The organism is Pseudomonas sp. JL23 (genome assembly GCF_056933585.1).
The window spans coordinates 6,444,758-6,463,998 of sequence record NZ_CM167795.1; the positions used below are offsets into that span (position 1 = coordinate 6,444,758).

Sequence of the window (19,241 nt, forward strand, 5' to 3'; positions counted from 1 at the left end):
GTGATCTCGCTGTGTCGAACCCTGGCGCGTGCTCTGAGTTTTTTAGGATTTTTTCAGGCAATAACCGGGGACACGCCCTACAGTCAAAGAACCCCTTCCTTCGTCTGACTAGCTTGAGGTCGTAATTGATGTCTCAGGAACCACCACTCGTTCGTGACGCTGAAGTGGCCGCTTTTCGCGCCGCTGTTCTCGCTAAACTCACCTATGCCGTGGGCAAGGACCCTGACCATGCATTCGAGCATGACTGGTTTGAAGCCGTGGCCCTCGCAGCGCGCGACCATATGGTCGAGCACTGGATGGATCACACAAGGCAGATCTATCGCACGGTACAGAAGCGGGTTTATTACCTGTCCCTGGAGTTTCTCATCGGCCGCCTGCTGTACGACAGCCTGAGCAACCTCGGCCTGCTGGAAATCGCCCGTGAGGCGATGACTGAGTTGGGCGTGGATATCGAACGTATCCGCCTGCTCGAGCCCGACGCGGCCCTGGGCAACGGTGGCCTCGGTCGTCTGGCGGCGTGCTTCATGGAAAGTATGTCGACCCTGGGCATCGCCGGTCACGGTTATGGCATCCGTTACGAGCACGGGCTGTTCCGTCAGGCCGTGGTCGATGGCTGGCAACAGGAGCAAACGGAAAACTGGCTGGATTTCGGTAATCCATGGGAATTCGAACGTCCAGAAGTGGTGTACTCCATCGGCTTCAGCGGCAGCGTCGAAACCCTGCTCAGCGAAACCGGCGAACCGCATCAGATCTGGAAACCGGCCGAAACCGTCCGGGCCATTGCCTATGACACTCCGGTGGTCGGCTGGCGCGGTGCCAGTGTGAACACCCTGCGCCTGTGGCGTGCCCGGGCCGTGGGTGACTTGCACCTGGAGCGTTTCAACGCCGGTGACCACTTCGGCGCTGTGGCTGAAGTCGTGCGAGCCGAAAGTATTTCCCGCGTGCTCTACCCCAACGATGCCACCGAGGCCGGGCAGGAACTGCGCCTGCGCCAGGAATACTTCTTTGTCTCGGCTTCGTTGCAGGACCTGCTGCGCCGCCACCTGAACATGCACGCAACGCTGATGGATCTGTCGGAGCACGCGGCGATCCAGATGAACGACACTCACCCGTCGATCGCTGTGGCCGAGCTGATGCGTCTGCTGATCGACACCCATGGCATCGCCTGGGACGCCGCGTGGAAAATCACCGTCGGCACCCTCGCCTATACCAACCACACCCTGCTGCCCGAGGCGCTGGAAACCTGGTCCGTGGGCCTGATGGAGCGCATGCTGCCGCGGCACATGCAGATCATCTACCTGATCAACGCCCAGCACATCGACACCCTGCGTGCCAAAGGCATCCATGACTTCGACGTGCTGCGCGCGGTATCGCTGATTGAAGAAGACAACGGCCGCCGTGTGCGCATGGGTAACCTGGCGTTCCTCGGCTCCCACAGCGTTAACGGCGTATCGGCGCTGCACACGCAGCTGATGCGCAAGACGGTGTTTGCCGAGCTGCACAAGCTGTATCCGGAGCGGATCAACAACAAAACCAACGGCATTACCTTCCGCCGCTGGCTGTTCCAGGCCAACCCACGCCTGACCGAAATGCTCACCGAAGCCCTCGGGACAGATATCCAGGACAACATGGAGACCGGCCTGCGAGGCCTGGAACCGTTCGCTGAAAAGAGCTCGTTCCGCAAGCAGTTCGCCGACCAGCGGCTGCACAGCAAGCGTGCCTTGGCGGCGATCATCCATGAACGCTTGGGTATCGCGGTCAATCCGGCGGCGATGTTCGACGTGCAGGTCAAGCGGATTCACGAATACAAACGCCAGTTGCTCAACCTGTTCCACACCGTGGCGCTGTATCAGGCCATTCGTGCCGAGCCGGGCACCGATTGGGTGCCGCGGGTGAAGATCTTCGCAGGCAAGGCGGCGGCCAGTTATCACTCGGCCAAGCTGATCATCAAGCTGACCAACGATATCGCGCGTACCGTGAACAACGATCCAACCGTGCGCGGCCTGCTCAAGGTCGTGTTCATGCCCAACTACAACGTCAGCCTGGCTGAAAGCATCATTCCGGCAGCGGACCTGTCGGAGCAGATCTCTACCGCCGGGCTCGAGGCATCGGGCACCAGTAACATGAAGTTCGGCCTCAATGGCGCTCTGACGATCGGCACTCTCGACGGCGCCAACGTGGAGATGAGCGAGCAGATCGGGCTGGAGCACATGTTTATCTTCGGCATGACCTCGCAACAGGTCGAAGCGCGCAAGCGCACCGGGGATTTCAGCGCCCATGCCGAAGTCGCTGCGTCCGGGCGTCTCAACGATGTATTGCAGGCAATTCGCGGCGGGGTGTTCTCGCCGGATGATCCGAATCGTTATACCGGGCTGATCGACCAGTTGCTGGCCTATGACCGTTTCCTGGTTTGCGCCGACTTCGATTCGTACTGGGACGCCCAGGCCCGGGTCGAGGAACGCTGGCACGACTCCAAGGCCTGGTGGCGCTCGGCAGTGCTGAACACTGCGCGCATGGGCTGGTTCTCTTCGGACCGGACCATTCGCGAATATGCCGGGGAAATCTGGAAGGCGTTGGATTAATAAAGCTGCAAATCTTGTGGGAGCGCGGCTTGCCCGCGAAGGCGCCATCTCGGACGATAAATTTTCACCGTCTGTGCCGGCCTCTTCGCGGGTAAGCCGCGCTCCCACGAGTCCAGCTCCTAAAGCTGTGATGCCCCTCGCAAAATCGCAAAACCGCGCAATTATTTGTGCTGTGTCCGGTCTGAGCCCTGTCTATTAAAATACATGTCGCTCCCTTCAGACAGGCAAGACAAGGACTTAACCCGTGCAATGGATTCTGATGCTGCTTGGCCTGGTGCTCGGCGCCATGGGCAGCGACTACCCCCTGGACCCCTTCAGCGGTGCTGCCATTGGCGGCGCAGTCGGCTGGGTGCTGGGCATGAGCATTCATGTGTGGCAATTGCGCCGCAGAAGCGCCCGCCAGGGCGAGCAACTGGAAGTGATGCACAAAACCGTCGAAGCCCTGCAGCAACGGCTGTCGATGCTCGAGCACCCACCCACCTCTTCCTTTAATAAGGCAGCCGCCAGTCAACCGGTGCAAGACAGCGCACCGCTGCCCGACACTATCTGGGTCGCCAGCAAGGCAGACGAACCCGAGCTGAGCTGGGACCTGCCTGCTGAAGTCGCAGTTGCGCCTACCCCAGAGCCCGTCGCCTCCGACTGGAACATCGACGCAGTCAGCCCTTCCCGTGCGCAATCACCTGCGACGCCTACCCCTGTCAACTGGCTGGACCGCGGCCTGGACGCTGCCAAAGGCTGGCTACTGGGCGGCAATACCGTGTTGCGCGTCGGTGTGGTGCTGCTGTTCCTCGGCCTGGCCTTCCTGCTGCGCTATGCCACTGAAGGCATGGTCATCCCGGTGGAAGCCAAGTACGCCGCTGTGATCGTCTGCGCCCTGGCACTGCTGGGCCTGGGTTGGTGGCTGCGCGACCGGAATCCGGCCTACGCCTTGACCTTGCAGGGCGCCAGCGTCGGGGTGATTTACCTGACGATCTTTGCAGCGATGAAGCTCAACGCCTTGATCGACCCGGCCATGGGCTTCGCCCTGTTGGTGGCCGTGACTGCCTTCTCTGCGATTCTCGCGGTCAAGCAAGACTCCCTGGCCCTGGCCTGCGCCGGTGCCCTCGGTGGTTTCGCCGCGCCGCTGCTGGCGTCCACCGGCCAGGGCGGCAACCATATCGCCCTGTTCAGCTACTTCACCCTGCTCAACGCCGGGATCTTCGCCATCGCTTGGTTCAAGGCCTGGCGTCCGCTGAACCTGATCGGTTTCTTCGGCACCTTCGGTATCGGCGCTGCCTGGGGCATGAAGGCCTATAACCCTGAGCTGCTGTGGAGCACCGAAGGTTTCCTGATTCTGTTCTTCCTGATGTACCTGGCCATCGGCCTGTTGTTCGCCCGACGCAGGCTGGAAGAACTGGCCAACGGCCCCGAGGATGACAGCCGCACAGCGATGTTGCGCTGGTCGGCGCGGCAGAGCAGTTATGTTGATGGCAGCCTGTTGTTCGGCACGCCCATCGTCGGTTTCGGTCTGCAATATGCGCTGGTCGGTCATCTGGAGTTCGGCGCAGCGATCAGCGCCCTGGTGCTGGGCCTGATCTATATGGGCATCGCCCGCCTCCTGGCATCGCGCACATCCGGCCGCGCTCTGCTGCTGGTCGAAACCTGTCTCGCCCTGGGCGTAGTGTTTGCCACCCTGGCCATCCCTCTGGGCCTGAATTCACAATGGACCTCAGTATCCTGGGCCATTGAAGGCGCGGCGGCGTTCTGGCTCGGCCTGCGGCAGAACCGCATGTTGGCCCGGGCTTTCGGCCTGTTGCTGCAAGTCGGCGCCGGGATCTCCTTCATTAATGAACTGAACGCCTGGTACTCACCACTGTTTGCCCATGGCGATTACTGGACGCCAATGATTCTGTCCCTGGCAGCGCTGATCAGCGCGCTGTGCGTGGAGCGGATCAGGACCGCGAGCCTGCTCAATCGCGATCTGCTGTCGACCTTGCTGCTGGTCTGGGGCGGCGCCTGGTGGGGCGTGGGCCTGATCAGTGCGTCGTGGCGCCTGGCGCCACCGGACCTGCGCGTGGTGTTGCTGCTGGCCCTGGCCGCCGCCAGTCTGGCGCTGTGGACCGTGATCAGCGTGCGCCTGCGCTGGCCCGGTCTGGCGATGCTGTGCCTGGCCTTGCTCGGGCTGGCGCTGATTCCGGTCAGCGGCATCCTGCTGGCCTACAAGTTCGGCCCGGACTATCACCCGAGCGCCAACTGGGGCTGGCTGGCCTGGCTGGTGTTGTTCGCCGTGCATCTGCGTTCTCTGCGCAGCCTGGAGCAGATCCTTGCGGCCAAGGCCGCTAGCATCGCCCATGTGTTGGGTTGCTGGTTGATCCTCAGCGTCGTCGCCCTGCAGGTACGGGATGTGGTGATGGCATTCTCCGAAACCTATAACGCCTGGCGCTGGCTGGGTTGGGCGCTGGTGCCGAGCCTGTATCTGCTGGCGATGGCTGCGCCGCGACAATGGCCTTGGCCGGTGGCGACTCATGGCCGCGAATACCGGGTCTGGGCGGCGTTGCCGGTGGCTGGCCTGCTGCTCGCCTGGTTCTGGCTGGCCAACACCTTCAGCGATGGCAACGCCGATCCACTGGGCTATGTGCCACTTGTTAACCCACTGGAAATCGGCCTGCTGTTCGCCCTGACCGGGGTGTTCCTGTGGATCAGCCGCAACCTCCATCAACTGGGCGTCAGCCCGCATCAATGCCAGCGTCTGGCCTGGCTGGTCGCCGGGGCTTCGCTGTTTGCCCTGGTTACGGCCATGGTCATGCGTACCGCCCATCACTGGAGCGGTGTGCCTTGGGCGGCGGATGATCTGCTGGAATCCATGCGGGTACAGGCCGGGCTGTCGATTGTCTGGACCCTGATGGCCCTGGCCCTGATGATCGGCGGCCACCTGCGGGTACGTCGCGAAATCTGGATTGCCGGTGCGGTGCTGATCGGTGTCGTGGTTGCCAAGCTATTCTTCGTCGAACTGAGCAACCGTGGCGGCATGGCGCGGATTGTTTCGTTCATCGGCGTGGGTATCCTGCTGCTGGTCGTGGGCTACTTCGCCCCGCTGCCGCCCAAGCGTGCAGCCCAAGCCGCAGTCGAACCGACGCCGGAACCGGATCTGCCATGAGGAAGCCGTACTTGAGTGCCCATGCGTTATTGAAAAGCCTGCTGTGCGCGGCCGCTTTGTTGACGGCCAACTTTATCCAGGCCGCGGAAGCTCCCGCTGACTTTGCCAGCCAGACGCCCCTGACCCTCAGCGGCGAAGGCCCCTGGTATCGCCTTGAGCTGCCTCTGGCCGTGCAACTGCAGGCCCGTCAGGCTGACCTCGCTGACTTGCGTATCTTCAACAGCGAAGGCCAGCCCCAGGCCTATGCCCTGGCGCAAAGCCAGCCTCAGCGTCCGGCCGAACAGCCGGAAGTCGCGGTGAAGATGTTCCCGCTGTACAACAGCACCGACAAGCGCGATGCCGTGCCGGTGGTGCGAGTACAACGTTCGAGCAACGGCACTGTCGTCGAAGTATCGCCCCAGGAAGATATCGAAGCTGGCGATGAGGTCCTGCGCGGCTGGCTGCTCGACACCAGCGCGGTCAAGGCGCCGCTGGAGCACCTTACCCTGGACTGGAGCACCGAACATGAGGGCTTCCAGCACTTCAGCATCGAGGCCAGCGACGACCTGCAGCACTGGCAGTCGTGGGGCAGTGGTCAGGTCGCCCGGCTGTCGTTCTCCGATGAGCTGGTCGAACAGCGTGAAGTCGCCCTGCCCGGCCACAAGGCCCGTTACCTGCGCTTGCTGTGGACGACGCCAAACGTACCGACCCTGACTTCAGCGATGGTCCTCGGCGCAGCCAACGATGCGCCGCCAGCGCCCCTGAGCTGGTCGCCCGCCTTGAGCGGCAAGCTCGACAAGCCCGGCGAATATCTGTGGGAACTACCCACCAGCCTGCCGGTGGAGCGCCTGCGCTTTGAGATCGTCCAGGCCAACAGCCTGGCGCCCGGCACGCTGTACGGGCGGCTGGACAGCAAAAAGCCCTGGCAAGCGATCGGCAGCGGCCTGCTCTACCGCCTGACTGAGAATGGCCAGGACGTCACCCAGAATGAAATCCAGCTGGCGGGTTACCCGGTGCGGGAACTGAAACTGGAAGTGGACGAACGCGGCGGCGGCCTCGGCCCCGAAGCGCCGAAACTGCACTTTGCCGTGTCGGCGACGCAAGTGGTGTTCCTGGCCCGGGGCAACGGCCCCTTTACCCTGGCCATCGGTAACGCGACAGCGCCTGCGGTAAATCTGCCGATCAATACCCTGATTCCCGACTACAACCCGCAGAAGCTCGCCGGCCTAAGCAGCGCCACGCCGACCAAAGCACCGGTGATCAGCCTCACGCCCCTGGCTCCCGCGCCGATGGTGATCGACTGGAAGCGCATTGGCCTGTGGGCCTTGTTGGTTCTGGGGGTGATTTTCCTCGGCTGGATGGCCCTGAGCACCCTGCGCGCCACCGCGCCAAAATCTTGATCCGCATCGCCCGTACGCGGGCGATTTATGGCTACGCTGTCTATCTGAGCCAAAACAGCAGGCAAAACCTGAACTCAATCCGCTGCAAGCCGGTCTGATGGGCAGTATTACGCTCGCACACGCGGTAAACTGCGCGGGTTTTTCATCCCCATACTTTCGGAGCACTCCATGTCCCGCGTTACCCTAAGTCGCTATCTGATCGAGCAGACCCGCAGCAACAACACCCCTGCCGATCTGCGCTTCCTTATCGAAGTAGTGGCTCGTGCGTGCAAGGAAATCAGCCATGCCGTCTCCAAAGGCGCGCTGGGCGGTGTGCTTGGCAGCATGGGCACCGAGAACGTGCAGGGCGAAGTGCAGAAAAAGCTCGACGTGATTTCCAACGAAATCCTTCTGGAAGCCAACGAATGGGGCGGTCACCTGGCCGGCATGGCATCCGAAGAGATGGACAACGCCTACCAGATCCCAGGCAAATATCCGAAAGGCGCCTACCTGTTGGTATTCGACCCGTTGGACGGCTCGTCGAACATCGACATCAACGCCCCGGTCGGTACGATCTTCTCCGTACTGCGTTGCCCGAACGAATACCTGAGCCAGAACGAAGCCCTGAACGAAAAGGCCTTCCTGCAGCCAGGCACTGAGCAGGTCGCTGCCGGTTACGCCATCTACGGTCCGCAAACCATGCTGGTGCTGACCCTGGGAGACGGCGTGAAAGGCTTTACCCTGGACCGTGAAATGGGCAGCTTCGCCCTGACCCACGAAGACATCACGATCCCGGAAACCACTCAGGAATTTGCCATCAACATGTCCAACCAGCGCCACTGGGAAGCCCCGGTACAGCGCTACGTCAGCGAGCTGCTGGCCGGTGAAGAAGGCCCGCTGGAGAAGAACTACAACATGCGTTGGGTGGCCGCGATGGTTGCCGACGTGCACCGCATCCTGACCCGTGGCGGTCTGTTCATGTATCCACGCGACAGCCGTGAGCCGTCCAAGCCGGGCAAACTGCGCCTGATGTACGAAGCCAACCCGATGTCGTTCCTGGTGGAACAGGCTGGCGGCGCCTCCACCGACGGCCACCAGCGCATCCTCGACATCAAGCCTGAAGGCCTGCATCAGCGTGTTGCGGTGTACCTGGGTTCGAAAGAAGAAGTCGAGCGCGTGACTGCTTACCATAAGGGCTAATCAGACCCTGTGGGAGCGAAGCTTGCCCGCGTGCTGTTCGCGGGCAAGCCTCGCTCCAACGAATAAACTGTGGTGATTCTCCTCCACCACGGAACCAGATCCCGCTTTTCCCTTCTAAGCTTGCGCTATTGCGCCCGCGCAGCCGTTCCAGGCCTGCCCCGCATCAGCATTTCCCCAGGCTCAGGAGCTTCACTCATGACTTTGCGCAACGTCGCCCTACTGTCGTTCTGCGTATTGCTGGCTGCATGCAGCAAGATCAATCAGGAAAACTATTCGAAGCTGTCCGCCGGGATGCCCAAGACTCAGGTCGAAGCGCTGCTCGGCAGCCCGACTGAATGCTCCGGCGCCATCGGCCTGACCAGTTGCACCTGGGGCGATCAGAAGAGCTTTATCAGCGTGCAGTACGCCGCCGACAAAGTGGTGCTGTTCTCGGGTCAGGGTCTGAAATAAATCATGCTCAAGCTACTGCTACGTTTCAGCGTTGCCCTGATGGCCTGTTTCCTGGCCATCGGCTTTGCCCATTCGCAAGAGAATCTGGAGCCCAAGACCGTCGGCCATGTCGACTTCAAGCGCTACCAGGGCACCTGGTATGAGCTGGCCCGGCTGCCGATGTATTTCCAGCGTAACTGCGCGCAATCAGAAGCCCATTACGGCCTCAAGGACGACGGCAATGTCAGCGTGCTGAACCGCTGCCGCGACAAGGATGGGCAGTGGCAGGAAATCAACGGCACCGCCTCGCCGCAGGAAGTCGGCAAGACCGACCGCCTGTGGGTGGTGTTCGATAACTGGTTCTCGCGCCTGCTGCCGGGCATCACCAAGGGCGCGTATTGGGTGCTCTACATCGACGATGACTACAAGACCGCTGTGGTCGGTACTCCGGATCGCAAGTACCTGTGGCTGCTGTCACGCACCGCTCATGTGTCTGAAACCACTCGCCAGGAGCTGCTGAGCAAGGCCCAGCAGCAGGGTTACGACACCATGAAGCTGATCTGGCGCACGGAAGATTCGGCGATCGGCAACTCAGCCAAGTAATTCCCGCAGGACCTGCGCAAACGCCTGGCTGCTCTCTTCTTCGCCAGCATGACGGCCGTCGCGAATCACCCACCGGCCGTTGACCAGCACATCACGGATCTGCCGGTCGCCGCCGGCAAACAGCCAGCGATTGAGAATGCCATCGCCCGTGGCCGTGGCCAGGTACGGATCGTTGCCGTCCAGCACCAGCCAGTCGGCGCGCTGGCCGACAGTCAAAGCACCGATGTTCTGCCCCATGGCCTGGGCGCCGCCGACCAGCGCGGCATCGAACAAGGTACGCCCGACCATGGGCTGATCACTGCGATACAGGCGATTGCGGCGTTGATCGCGTAGGCGCTGGCCGTATTCGAGCCAACGCAACTCTTCGACCACGCTCAACGAAACATGGCTGTCCGAGCCGATGCCCCAGCGTCCGCCCTGGGCGATGTAGTCCACGGCAGGGAAAATTCCGTCGCCCAGATTGGCCTCGGTGGTCAGGCACAGGCCCGCCACCGCCGCACTGCGCGCCATGGATGCCACTTCACCGGCATCGGCGTGGGTGGCGTGGACCAGGCACCAGCGCTGATCGACTTCGACATTTTCGTACAGCCACTGCAACGGCCGACGCCCGCTCCAGGCCAGGCAGTCATCGACTTCCTTCTGCTGCTCGGCGATATGGATATGCACCGGGCAAGCCTTGTCGCTGGCGGTCAGCACCTCGCTGATCTGCTGCGGCGTCACGGCGCGCAACGAGTGGAAACACAGCCCCAGAGCCTGGGCCGGTTGCGCGGCCAACAGCGGTTTGAGCTGCGCCTGCAAGGCGAGATAGCTGTCGGTACTGTGGATAAAACGCCGTTGGCCTTCGTTGGGTGCCTGACCGCCAAAACCGGAATGGCTGTAGAGCACCGGCAACAGGGTCAGGCCGATGCCCGCACTGGTTGCCGCCTGGCTGATCTGCAGGGCCAGTTCCGCCGGATTGGCATAGGGCTGGCCGGCACTGTCCTGATGCACGTAATGGAATTCGGCGACCGAGGTGAAACCACCCTTGAGCATTTCTATATAGAGCTGGCGGGCGATGACACCGAGTTGCTCGGGGCTGATCTTGCCGACCAGGCGATACATCAGGTCGCGCCAGGTCCAGAAGCTGTCATTGGGGTTGCCCGCCACTTCCGCCAGCCCGGCCATGGCGCGCTGAAAGGCGTGGGAATGCAGGTTCGGCATGCCCGGCACCACCGGCCCCTTGAGCACTTCGGCGCCCCGGGCATCGGAGTCGCTGAGCACCTGGGTCAACAGCCCCTCGTCGCTGACTTCGAAACGGACATTTCTGGCCCAGCCAGTGGCTAACAAGGCGCGCTCGGCGAAGAAGGCGGACATGCTCTGAACCTCATCAGTGTTAAAGTTGTATGTACATATACAGACGTTTGCTCGCTCGGTAAACTCTGACGAGCTTGCCGCCGCTGCGCTTAATGGATAGCGTGAGCGCACTTTTGTACACTCTGCCATGCTGCCAACGTGCCAGAACCCCATTGAACAAGGATTGCCCCGTGCCGACTCCGCCTGCCGTTTCCCTGCTGGCCTCCCAGATGGGCGAAAGTCCGGCGCCGCTGTACGCCCGCGTCAAGCAAATGATCGCCCTGCAGATCCAGAACGGCACCTGGCCGCCGCACCATCGCGTGCCATCGGAAAGCGAACTGGTCACTCAGTTGGGCTTCAGTCGCATGACCATCAACCGCGCTCTGCGCGAGCTGACCGCCGAAGGGCTGCTGGTGCGCATGCAGGGTGTCGGCACGTTCGTGGCAGAACCCAAGACCCAGTCGGCGCTGTTCGAAGTGCATAACATTGCCGACGAAATCGCCTCACGCGGCCATCGTCACACCTGCAAGGTGATGATCCTCGCCGAAGAAGCCGCAGGCTCCGAGCGAGCTCTGGCCCTGGACATGCGCGAGGGCCAGCGGGTGTTTCATTCGCTCATCGTGCATTACGAAAACGATATCCCGGTGCAGATCGAAGACCGTTTCGTCAACGCCCTGGTGGCGCCTGACTACCTGCGTCAGGACTTCACTGTACAGACGCCTTACGCCTATCTGTCCCAGGTCGCACCGCTGACCGAGGGCGAGCATGTGGTCGAGGCCATTCTCGCCGAGGCTGACGAGTGCAAACTGCTGCAGATCGAGCCCGGCGAGCCTTGCCTGCTGATCCGCCGCCGCACCTGGTCGGGCCGCCAGCCGGTGACCGCCGCGCGGCTGATTCACCCCGGTTCCCGCCATCGCCTTGAAGGACGTTTCAGCAAATGACCGCTATCACTGTTCTGCGCGCCGTCGACTACCCCCGCATGCCGTGGAAAAACGGCGGAGGCAGCACCGAGGAAATCACCCGGGATGCCGGTGAGGGTCTGGACGGTTTCGGCTGGCGCCTGTCGATTGCCGATATCGAAGCCTCGGGTGGCTTCTCGGTGTTCGCCGGTTACCAGCGGATCATTACCGTGTTGCAAGGCGCAGGCATGACCCTGGACGTGGACGGCCAGACCTCCCGCGAACTGCTGCCCTCGGACCCGTTCGCCTTCAGCGGCGACAGCACCGTCAGTTGCACCCTGCTCGACGGCCCGATCCGCGACTTCAACCTGATCTACGCGCCGCAACGCTACAGCGCCCGCCTGCATTGGCTCGACGTACGCCTGCCGCAGCGCCTGTTCAGCTCTGCCAATACCCTGCTGCTGTTCAGCGTGGCCGAGCAAGTGGCGGTAGGCGTTGGTAACAGCCCGTGGGAAATGCTGGGCAAGCATGACTGCCTGCAGGTGGATAACAACCAGGGCCTGCTGGAAATCGAATTGCAGGCGCCGAGTGCCAGCCGGTGTTGTGTGATTGAACTGAGTGAAATCAACGCCTGAATTGGAATGACATCTGTGGGACCGGCTTTAGCCGGGAAGTCACAGGTGTGACCGATGGATGTCTATTGCCTATCACATTGTCTTCCCGGCTAAAGCCGGTCCCACATTAGCCCGGCACTCTCAAAAATATTTTCAAAGCACTGCATCCAGATTTCTTCCCCGCGTGTAGTACCACCAGCAGCTATTCAGGCTGCTGAGCGCGGGTTACTTATCTGGAGATTTCTGCATGAACGCAAAACGCTTGCTCTGCCTGACCGCCTTGATCTGTGTGGCCCCGGTTGCCCTGGCCCAGACCGATCTGCCGGAAACCGTGCGCGTGCCTGCCGGGCACAAGATCAGCATGGAAACCACCGGCGTCGGCGAGATCACCTACGAATGCCGCGACAAGGCCAATATGCCCGGTCAGCTGGAGTGGACCTTCGTCGGCCCCAAGGCCGTGCTCAATGACCGTAGCGGCAAGGCCGTCGGCAACTATTTCGGCCCACCGGCCACCTGGGAAGCCAAAGACGGCTCGAAAGTAACCGGCACTCAAGTCGCCGTGGCGCCGTCCAGCGCAGGCAATCTGCCGTATCAACTGGTCAAGGCCAACCCTGCCGAAGGCAAGGGCGCCATGCACGGTGTTGCTTACATCCAGCGCGTGGCACTCAAGGGAGGCGTAGCGCCGACCACGGCCTGTGCCGCCGCCAACAAAGGCGCCAAGGAAGTGGTCAAGTATCAGGCCGACTACATCTTCTGGGCCAGTAACTGAGCCAGTGACCGCGCAGCGCAGGAACTCGGCTATGCTCCTGCGCACGCCCGGCCATGGATGACTGATTGACGTGTCCTCGTACGAATCCAGCTTTGACTACGAAGCCACCCTGCATGCCTGCGCCCGCGGCGAGCGGCAGGCCTTGCAGCGTCTGTACGAACAGGAAAGCCCGCGCCTGTTGGGCGTGGTCTTTCGCCTGGTGCGGGACAAGGGCATGGCCGAGGACATCGTGCATGACGCGTTCATCAAGATCTGGACACGTGCCGCGAGCTTCGATCAGACCCGCGGCTCGGCCCGTGGCTGGATCTTCAGCCTGACCCGCCACCTGGCCCTGAATGTCTTGCGCGACAAGACCTGGGAAGTCAGCGGCGATGACGATCTTGAGCAAAGCGAAGCAACCCTCGAGGGCTGGCAGGAAACCACCGACTCTTTCGACTGGCGCGCCAACCCTGGCCGCGTGCAGCATTGCCTGGAACAACTGGAACCGGTACGCCGCAACTGCGTGTTTCACGCTTACGTGGACGGTTACACCCATCAGGAAATCGCGCAGAAGATCGGCGCGCCACTGGGCACGGTAAAAGCCTGGATCAAGCGCAGCCTGAGCGCATTGCGCGAGTGCATCGGATGAACACACCCACAGACGACATCCACAGCCTGGCCGGCGAATACGTACTCGGCACCCTGTCGCCCCGTCAGCGCCTTGAGGTTGAACAACGCCTGAGCAACGAGCCGCAATTGCGGGCCGCCGTCGATGCCTGGGAAGAACGCCTGCTGCCCCTGACCGCATTGGCGGCACCGGTCACGCCACCGGCCAATCTGTGGGCGCGACTTGAACGCAGCCTGGACAATCTCAATCCCGGCGGCACCGCTGCGACACGCTGGTGGGATAGCCTGGCAGTATGGCGCGGTCTGGCTGGTGCAGGTCTGGCAGCCACTCTGGTTCTGGGTGTGAACCTTGCCATTCGCCCTGCGCCCTCACCGTCTTGGCTGGTGGTCCTGGTCGCGCCGCAGGACATGGCCCCGGGCTGGGTAATACAGGCTGCCAACAATAAGGAAATCCAACTGATTCCACTGGGCGTCACCGAAGTTCCGGCGGATAAAGCATTGGAATTCTGGACCAAGGCCGATGGCTGGCAAGGCCCGGTTTCTCTGGGCCTGGTCAAGCCGGGCGAGACCCTGCACGTTCCCCTCGACAAGCTGCCGCCCCTGCAACCCAACCAGTTATTCGAGCTGACCCTGGAAAAATCCACCGGCTCGCCCATCGGCAAACCTACCGGGCCTATCCAGTTCATTGGTCGCGCGGTGAAGGTCATCTAAGCACGCACCACTGTGTTACCTGACGCCCCAGAATGACGCAAAAACCCGTCACGGTAACAGCGATGCCTTCCTGCAAGCATTCCCGACGCACGCAACTGGCTTCTCTGAAAGCCTTTTTAACAAAGGCCTTGGGCCGGATATCGAAGCACGTCCAAAGCAAAAAAACCAAGTTGGTCTTTCAATTGCATATGCTTGTATGTACAAGTAAAGATGTGTGCGCATGAGCTACAAAGAAGCACGATGCGCCACCCCAACGAATTCGGACCTGCGAGGCAGGTCCTCGCCCATCATCGGGCTGGTTTCTGGATCGATCGCTGAGGAGTTTTTTTCGTGACTGAGAATAATCAAGACTTGAATCAAAAATGGACCCGGCATCGTAACGTCGAAGTCCGCGCTGCCCGTGGCACCACGCTGACCGCCAAGAGCTGGTTGACCGAAGCACCGCTGCGCATGCTGATGAACAACCTTGACCCGGAAGTCGCGGAAAACCCCAACGAGCTGGTGGTCTACGGCGGTATCGGCCGTGCCGCGCGCAACTGGGAATGCTACGACAAGATCGTCGAAAGCCTGACCAACCTGAATGACGACGAGACCCTGCTGGTACAGTCCGGCAAGCCGGTCGGCGTGTTCAAGACCCACAGCAATGCGCCACGGGTGCTGATCGCCAACTCCAACCTGGTGCCACACTGGGCCAACTGGGAACACTTCAACGAACTGGATGCCAAGGGCTTGGCCATGTACGGCCAGATGACCGCCGGCAGCTGGATCTACATCGGCAGCCAGGGCATCGTTCAGGGCACCTACGAAACCTTCGTCGAAGCCGGGCGCCAGCATTACAACGGCAGCCTGAAGGGCAAGTGGGTGCTGACCGCTGGCCTGGGCGGCATGGGTGGCGCACAACCGCTGGCCGCCGGTATGGCCGGCGCCTGCTCGCTGAACATCGAATGCCAGCAGAGCCGCATCGACTTCCGCCTCAAGACCCGTTACGTCGACGAACAGGCCACTGACCTGGACGACGCCCTGGCGCGTATCGCCAAATACACCGCCGAAGGCAAGGCCATCTCCATCGCCCTGTGCGGCAACGCCGCGGAAATTCTCCCGGAAATGGTCCGCCGTGGCGTGCGCCCGGACATGGTCACCGACCAGACCAGCGCCCATGACCCGCTCAACGGCTACCTGCCAAAAGGCTGGAGCTGGGACGAGTACCGCGCCCGCGCCATCACCGAGCCTGCCGCCGTGGTCAAGGCCGCCAAGCAATCGATGGCCGAGCACGTCGAAGCCATGCTGGCCTTTCAGAAAGCTGGCGTGCCGACCTTCGACTACGGCAACAACATCCGTCAGATGGCCAAGGAAGAAGGCGTGGCCAATGCCTTCGACTTCCCGGGCTTCGTTCCCGCCTACATTCGTCCATTGTTCTGCCGCGGCGTAGGCCCTTTCCGCTGGGCTGCGCTGTCGGGCAACCCGGAAGACATCTACAAGACCGACGCCAAGGTCAAGGAACTGATCCCGGACGACGCTCACCTGCACAACTGGCTGGACATGGCCCGCGAGCGCATCAGCTTCCAGGGCCTGCCGGCACGTATCTGCTGGGTCGGCCTGGGCCAGCGCGCCAAGCTGGGCCTGGCGTTCAACGAAATGGTCCGCAGCGGCGAGCTGTCGGCACCGGTCGTGATCGGCCGTGACCACCTGGACTCTGGCTCGGTATCCAGCCCGAACCGTGAAACCGAATCGATGCGCGATGGTTCTGATGCAGTGTCCGACTGGCCACTGCTCAACGCCCTGCTCAACACCGCCAGCGGCGCGACCTGGGTTTCCCTGCACCACGGTGGCGGCGTCGGCATGGGCTTCTCGCAGCACTCGGGCATGGTTATCGTCTGCGACGGCACCGACGAAGCGGCCGAGCGCATCGCTCGCGTGCTGCACAACGACCCGGCGACCGGTGTCATGCGCCACGCCGATGCCGGTTACCAGATCGCGATCGACTGCGCCAAGGAACAGGGCCTGAATCTGCCGATGATCACGGGCTAATACTCTGGCGCGGTAAACCTCGGATTAATGTGGGACCGGCTTTAGCCGGGAAGGCTCAGGCATGATCGATACACTTTTGTCGCCTGTCCTGTTGTCTTCCCGGCTGAAGCCGGTCCCACAGCTGCGCCCAACAACACAGGAAGGGGGCAACCATAAGCCCCATCCACAGGCTGGATGCCTTTTCGACTGCCGCACTACCTTCAGATGATTAGGAGCGTCAAAACAATGAAAACGAAAAAGGCCCTGCTGACGACTTTGCTTTCAGTCGGCCTGCTCGCCAGTGGCGCGAGCCAGGCGGCTGGCTGGTGCGAATCGGGCAAGGAAGTGAAGTTCGCCGAACTGAACTGGGAAAGCGCCATGCTGCTGACCGACGTGCTCAAAGTCGTGTTGGACAAGGGTTATGGCTGCAAGGTGGATTCGCTGCCCGGCAACTCCATCACCATGGAAAACGCCCTGAGCTCCAATGACATCCAGATCTTCGCCGAAGAATGGGTTGGCCGCAGCGAGGTCTGGAACAAGGCCGCTGCCGCCGGCAAAGTCGTCGGCGTCGGGGCTCCGATTGTCGGCGCCATCGAAGGCTGGTACGTGCCGCGATACGTGATCGAAGGCGATGCCAAGCGCAAACTGGCCGCCAAGGCACCCGATCTCAAGTCCATCGCTGACCTGGCCAAGTACCCGGCCCTGTTCAAGGATGCCGAAGAGCCGAGCAAAGGCCGCTTCTATAACTGCCCGGCCGGCTGGACCTGCGAGCTGGAAAACAGCGAGATGCTGAAAAGCTACGGCCTGGAAGACAAGTACACCAACTTCCGCCCAGGCACCGGCCCGGCCCTGGATGCCGCCATCCTGTCGAGCTACAAGCGTGGCGAGCCGATCCTGGCTTACTACTGGTCGCCAACGCCGCTGATGGGTGAAGTCGAGATGGTGCGCCTGGACGAAAAAGCCGGCGTGAACAAGACCATCGACATCAAAGTCGGTCTGTCCAAGGCCTTCCACGAACAGGCTCCGGAACTGGTTGCGGTACTGGAAAAGGTCAATCTGCCCATTGATCTGTTGAACCAGAACCTGGCACGCATGACCAAAGACCGTATCGAATCGCCTAAGCTGGCGAAGATTTTCCTGAAAGAGCACCCGGAAGTCTGGCACCAGTGGGTCAGCGCCGATGCCGCGAAGAAGGTAGACGCTTCGCTGTAAGCCAGCCCAGGGTCTGTTCGCCCCGCTATATAAGGGGCGAACGGCCTCTGCGGGCGGAGCCTTTGCTCGCCAAGCCTATTTGACTGAGAGCCCTCTATGTTCCCCGAAAGCTTTACCTTCTCAATCGCCAACTGGGTCAATGGCTGGGTCGATTCCCTGGTCACCAATTATGGCGATGTGTTCCGGCAGATCTCCGACACGCTGCTGTGGGCCATCGTCAATCTGGAAGGCCTGCTGCGCATGGCGCCCTGGTGGTTGATGCTGGCGATTGTCGGCGGTATTGCCTGGCACGCCACGCGCAAAGTCACCAGTACGGTGGCGATCGTCGGCCTGCTGTTCCTGGTCGGCGCGGTCGGCCTGTGGGACAAGCTGATGCAGACCCTGGCGCTGATGATGGTGGCCACGATCATTTCGGTGCTGATCGGCATTCCCCTGGGCATTCTTTCGGCACGCAGCAATCGCCTGCGCTCGATCCTGATGCCCTTGCTGGACATCATGCAGACCATGCCCAGCTTCGTTTACCTGATCCCGGTGCTGATGCTGTTCGGCCTGGGCAAGGTCCCGGCGATCTTCGCTACGGTGATCTATGCCGCGCCGCCGCTGATCCGCCTGACCGATCTGGGCATCCGCCAGGTGGACGGCGAAGTCATGGAAGCGATCAACGCTTTCGGTGCCAACCGCTGGCAGCAACTGTTCGGCGTGCAACTGCCCCTGGCCCTGCCGAGCATCATGGCCGGGATCAACCAGACCACCATGATGGCCCTGTCGATGGTGGTGATTGCCTCGATGATCGGTGCCCGTGGCCTGGGCGAAGATGTACTGATCGGTATCCAGACCCTTAACGTCGGCCGCGGTCTCGAAGCCGGCCTGGCCATTGTGATTCTCGCGGTAGTCATTGACCGCATTACCCAGGCCTACGGCAGGCCCCGGCATGAGGCGAGCAAATGAGTGGCGCGCAGATGAACAAGATCGAAGTTCGTAACGTATTCAAGATTTTCGGCAGCCGCGAGAAAGACGCGCTGGCGATGATCAAGCAAGGCAAGAGCAAGGATCAGGTCCTGGCAGATACCGGCTGCGTGGTGGGCGTGAATGATTTGTCGCTGTCCATCGGCAGCGGCGAAATCTTCGTCATCATGGGCCTTTCCGGCTCCGGCAAGTCGACTCTGGTGCGCCACTTCAATCGCCTGATCGACCCGACCAGCGGCGAAATCCTGGTCGATGGCGAGGACATCCTGCGCTACGACATGGAAGCCCTGCGCCAATTCCGCCGCAAGAAAATCAGCATGGTGTTTCAGAGCTTCGGCCTGCTGCCCCACAAAACCGTGCTCGACAACGTCGCCTACGGCCTGAAAGTGCGCGGTGAAACCAAGGCGTTCTGCGCCGAACGTGCCCTGCACTGGATCAGCACCGTGGGCCTCAAGGGCTACGAGAACAAGTATCCGCACCAACTGTCCGGCGGCATGCGCCAGCGGGTCGGTCTGGCTCGTGCCTTGGCTGCCGACACCGATGTGATCTTGATGGACGAGGCCTTCAGCGCCCTCGACCCGCTGATCCGCGCCGAGATGCAGGACCAGTTGCTGGAATTGCAGAAGACTTTGCAAAAGACCATCGTGTTCATTACCCATGACCTTGATGAGGCCGTGCGCATCGGTAACCGCATTGCGATCCTCAAGGACGGGCGGTTGATCCAGGTCGGCACGCCAAAAGAAATCCTCCACACGCCTGCCGACGATTACGTTGACCGTTTCGTCCAGCGCCGGGTGGCAACGCTTTAACCCTATAC

At 61.7% G+C, this 19,241-nt stretch carries 16 protein-coding genes; 15 read left to right on the top strand and 1 reads right to left on the bottom strand.

The window, feature by feature from the left end:
- The first annotated feature begins 128 nt into the window (after positions 1–128).
- From AC1Z24_RS29455 to AC1Z24_RS29480, 6 genes are all read left to right on the top strand, one after another.
- Positions 129–2,582: a glycogen/starch/alpha-glucan phosphorylase gene (locus AC1Z24_RS29455; protein WP_483743789.1), complete on the top strand. Its 2,454-nt coding sequence runs from the start codon at positions 129–131 to the stop codon at positions 2,580–2,582.
- 244 nt (positions 2,583–2,826) lie between these two features.
- Positions 2,827–5,718 carry a DUF2339 domain-containing protein gene (locus AC1Z24_RS29460; protein ID WP_483743790.1) on the top strand — a complete coding sequence of 964 codons (2,892 nt, stop codon included), beginning with the start codon at positions 2,827–2,829 and terminating at the stop codon, positions 5,716–5,718.
- A gap of 29 nt (positions 5,719–5,747) precedes the next feature.
- Positions 5,748–7,097 (top strand): DUF3999 domain-containing protein, encoded by a 1,350-nt coding sequence (locus tag AC1Z24_RS29465; RefSeq protein WP_483746738.1) that lies wholly within the window; start codon positions 5,748–5,750, stop codon positions 7,095–7,097.
- A 168-nt stretch (positions 7,098–7,265) separates the two neighbouring features.
- Positions 7,266–8,276 (top strand): class 1 fructose-bisphosphatase, encoded by a 1,011-nt coding sequence (locus tag AC1Z24_RS29470; RefSeq protein WP_259104223.1) that lies wholly within the window; start codon positions 7,266–7,268, stop codon positions 8,274–8,276.
- Positions 8,277–8,471: 195 nt separating this feature from the next.
- The gene (bamE, locus tag AC1Z24_RS29475; RefSeq protein ID WP_259104221.1) at positions 8,472–8,726 is read left to right on the top strand and encodes an outer membrane protein assembly factor BamE domain-containing protein; all 255 of its coding nucleotides are present in this window, start codon (positions 8,472–8,474) and stop codon (positions 8,724–8,726) included.
- Between the two features lie 3 nt (positions 8,727–8,729).
- Positions 8,730–9,308 carry a lipocalin family protein gene (locus tag AC1Z24_RS29480; RefSeq protein ID WP_483743791.1) on the top strand — a complete coding sequence of 193 codons (579 nt, stop codon included), beginning with the start codon at positions 8,730–8,732 and terminating at the stop codon, positions 9,306–9,308.
- Here AC1Z24_RS29480 and AC1Z24_RS29485 read toward each other — a convergent pair.
- Positions 9,297–10,661, bottom strand: a complete 1,365-nt coding sequence (locus AC1Z24_RS29485; RefSeq protein ID WP_483743792.1) for a formimidoylglutamate deiminase — start codon at positions 10,659–10,661, stop codon at positions 9,297–9,299. The genes AC1Z24_RS29480 and AC1Z24_RS29485 overlap by 12 nt on opposite strands.
- Before the next feature lie 209 nt (positions 10,662–10,870).
- On the opposite strand from AC1Z24_RS29485, the gene hutC reads away from it, so the two are divergent.
- The 9 genes from hutC to AC1Z24_RS29530 all read left to right on the top strand — a co-directional run bounded on the left by hutC (position 10,871) and on the right by AC1Z24_RS29530 (position 19,233).
- Complete coding sequence (hutC, locus tag AC1Z24_RS29490) at positions 10,871–11,581, top strand: histidine utilization repressor (protein WP_259104481.1); 711 nt, start codon at positions 10,871–10,873, stop codon at positions 11,579–11,581.
- Positions 11,578–12,174, top strand: a complete 597-nt coding sequence (locus AC1Z24_RS29495; RefSeq protein WP_483743793.1) for a HutD/Ves family protein — start codon at positions 11,578–11,580, stop codon at positions 12,172–12,174. The genes hutC and AC1Z24_RS29495 overlap by 4 nt, the downstream gene beginning before the upstream one ends.
- A 226-nt stretch (positions 12,175–12,400) precedes the next feature.
- On the top strand, positions 12,401–12,922 hold the full coding sequence (locus AC1Z24_RS29500) for a DUF3455 domain-containing protein (RefSeq protein WP_259104217.1): 522 nt from the start codon (positions 12,401–12,403) through the stop codon (positions 12,920–12,922).
- Between the two features lie 70 nt (positions 12,923–12,992).
- Positions 12,993–13,550, top strand: a complete 558-nt coding sequence (locus AC1Z24_RS29505) for a sigma-70 family RNA polymerase sigma factor (RefSeq protein WP_483743794.1) — start codon at positions 12,993–12,995, stop codon at positions 13,548–13,550.
- Entirely contained in the window at positions 13,547–14,239 is a 693-nt protein-coding gene (locus AC1Z24_RS29510; protein WP_483743795.1) for an anti-sigma factor, read from the top strand. Before AC1Z24_RS29505 ends, AC1Z24_RS29510 begins: the two co-directional genes overlap by 4 nt.
- A gap of 330 nt (positions 14,240–14,569) precedes the next feature.
- Positions 14,570–16,267, top strand: coding sequence for a urocanate hydratase (gene hutU, locus AC1Z24_RS29515; protein ID WP_483743796.1), 1,698 nt, complete (start codon positions 14,570–14,572; stop codon positions 16,265–16,267).
- Positions 16,268–16,492: 225 nt separating this feature from the next.
- Positions 16,493–17,458, top strand: coding sequence for an ABC transporter substrate-binding protein (locus tag AC1Z24_RS29520; RefSeq protein WP_483743797.1), 966 nt, complete (start codon positions 16,493–16,495; stop codon positions 17,456–17,458).
- 96 nt (positions 17,459–17,554) lie between these two features.
- On the top strand, positions 17,555–18,406 hold the full coding sequence (locus AC1Z24_RS29525; RefSeq protein ID WP_259104212.1) for an ABC transporter permease: 852 nt from the start codon (positions 17,555–17,557) through the stop codon (positions 18,404–18,406).
- Positions 18,403–19,233 (top strand): quaternary amine ABC transporter ATP-binding protein, encoded by an 831-nt coding sequence (locus tag AC1Z24_RS29530; RefSeq protein WP_483743798.1) that lies wholly within the window; start codon positions 18,403–18,405, stop codon positions 19,231–19,233. The genes AC1Z24_RS29525 and AC1Z24_RS29530 overlap by 4 nt, the downstream gene beginning before the upstream one ends.
- Positions 19,234–19,241: the final 8 nt, after the last annotated feature.

Bases quoted from the DNA above. Each gene is read 5' to 3' on its own strand.
- AC1Z24_RS29485 (WP_483743792.1), bottom strand. From the start codon at position 10,661: ATGTCCGCCTTCTTCGCCGAGCGCGCCTTGTTAGCCACTGGCTGGGCC.
- bamE (WP_259104221.1), top strand. From the start codon at position 8,472: ATGACTTTGCGCAACGTCGCCCTACTGTCGTTCTGCGTATTGCTGGCT.
- AC1Z24_RS29525 (WP_259104212.1), top strand. From the start codon at position 17,555: ATGTTCCCCGAAAGCTTTACCTTCTCAATCGCCAACTGGGTCAATGGC.
- AC1Z24_RS29480 (WP_483743791.1), top strand. From the start codon at position 8,730: ATGCTCAAGCTACTGCTACGTTTCAGCGTTGCCCTGATGGCCTGTTTC.
- AC1Z24_RS29470 (WP_259104223.1), top strand. From the start codon at position 7,266: ATGTCCCGCGTTACCCTAAGTCGCTATCTGATCGAGCAGACCCGCAGC.
- AC1Z24_RS29510 (WP_483743795.1), top strand. From the start codon at position 13,547: ATGAACACACCCACAGACGACATCCACAGCCTGGCCGGCGAATACGTA.
- AC1Z24_RS29455 (WP_483743789.1), top strand. From the start codon at position 129: ATGTCTCAGGAACCACCACTCGTTCGTGACGCTGAAGTGGCCGCTTTT.
- AC1Z24_RS29500 (WP_259104217.1), top strand. From the start codon at position 12,401: ATGAACGCAAAACGCTTGCTCTGCCTGACCGCCTTGATCTGTGTGGCC.
- AC1Z24_RS29530 (WP_483743798.1), top strand. From the start codon at position 18,403: ATGAGTGGCGCGCAGATGAACAAGATCGAAGTTCGTAACGTATTCAAG.
- AC1Z24_RS29495 (WP_483743793.1), top strand. From the start codon at position 11,578: ATGACCGCTATCACTGTTCTGCGCGCCGTCGACTACCCCCGCATGCCG.
- AC1Z24_RS29520 (WP_483743797.1), top strand. From the start codon at position 16,493: ATGAAAACGAAAAAGGCCCTGCTGACGACTTTGCTTTCAGTCGGCCTG.
- hutC (WP_259104481.1), top strand. From the start codon at position 10,871: ATGGGCGAAAGTCCGGCGCCGCTGTACGCCCGCGTCAAGCAAATGATC.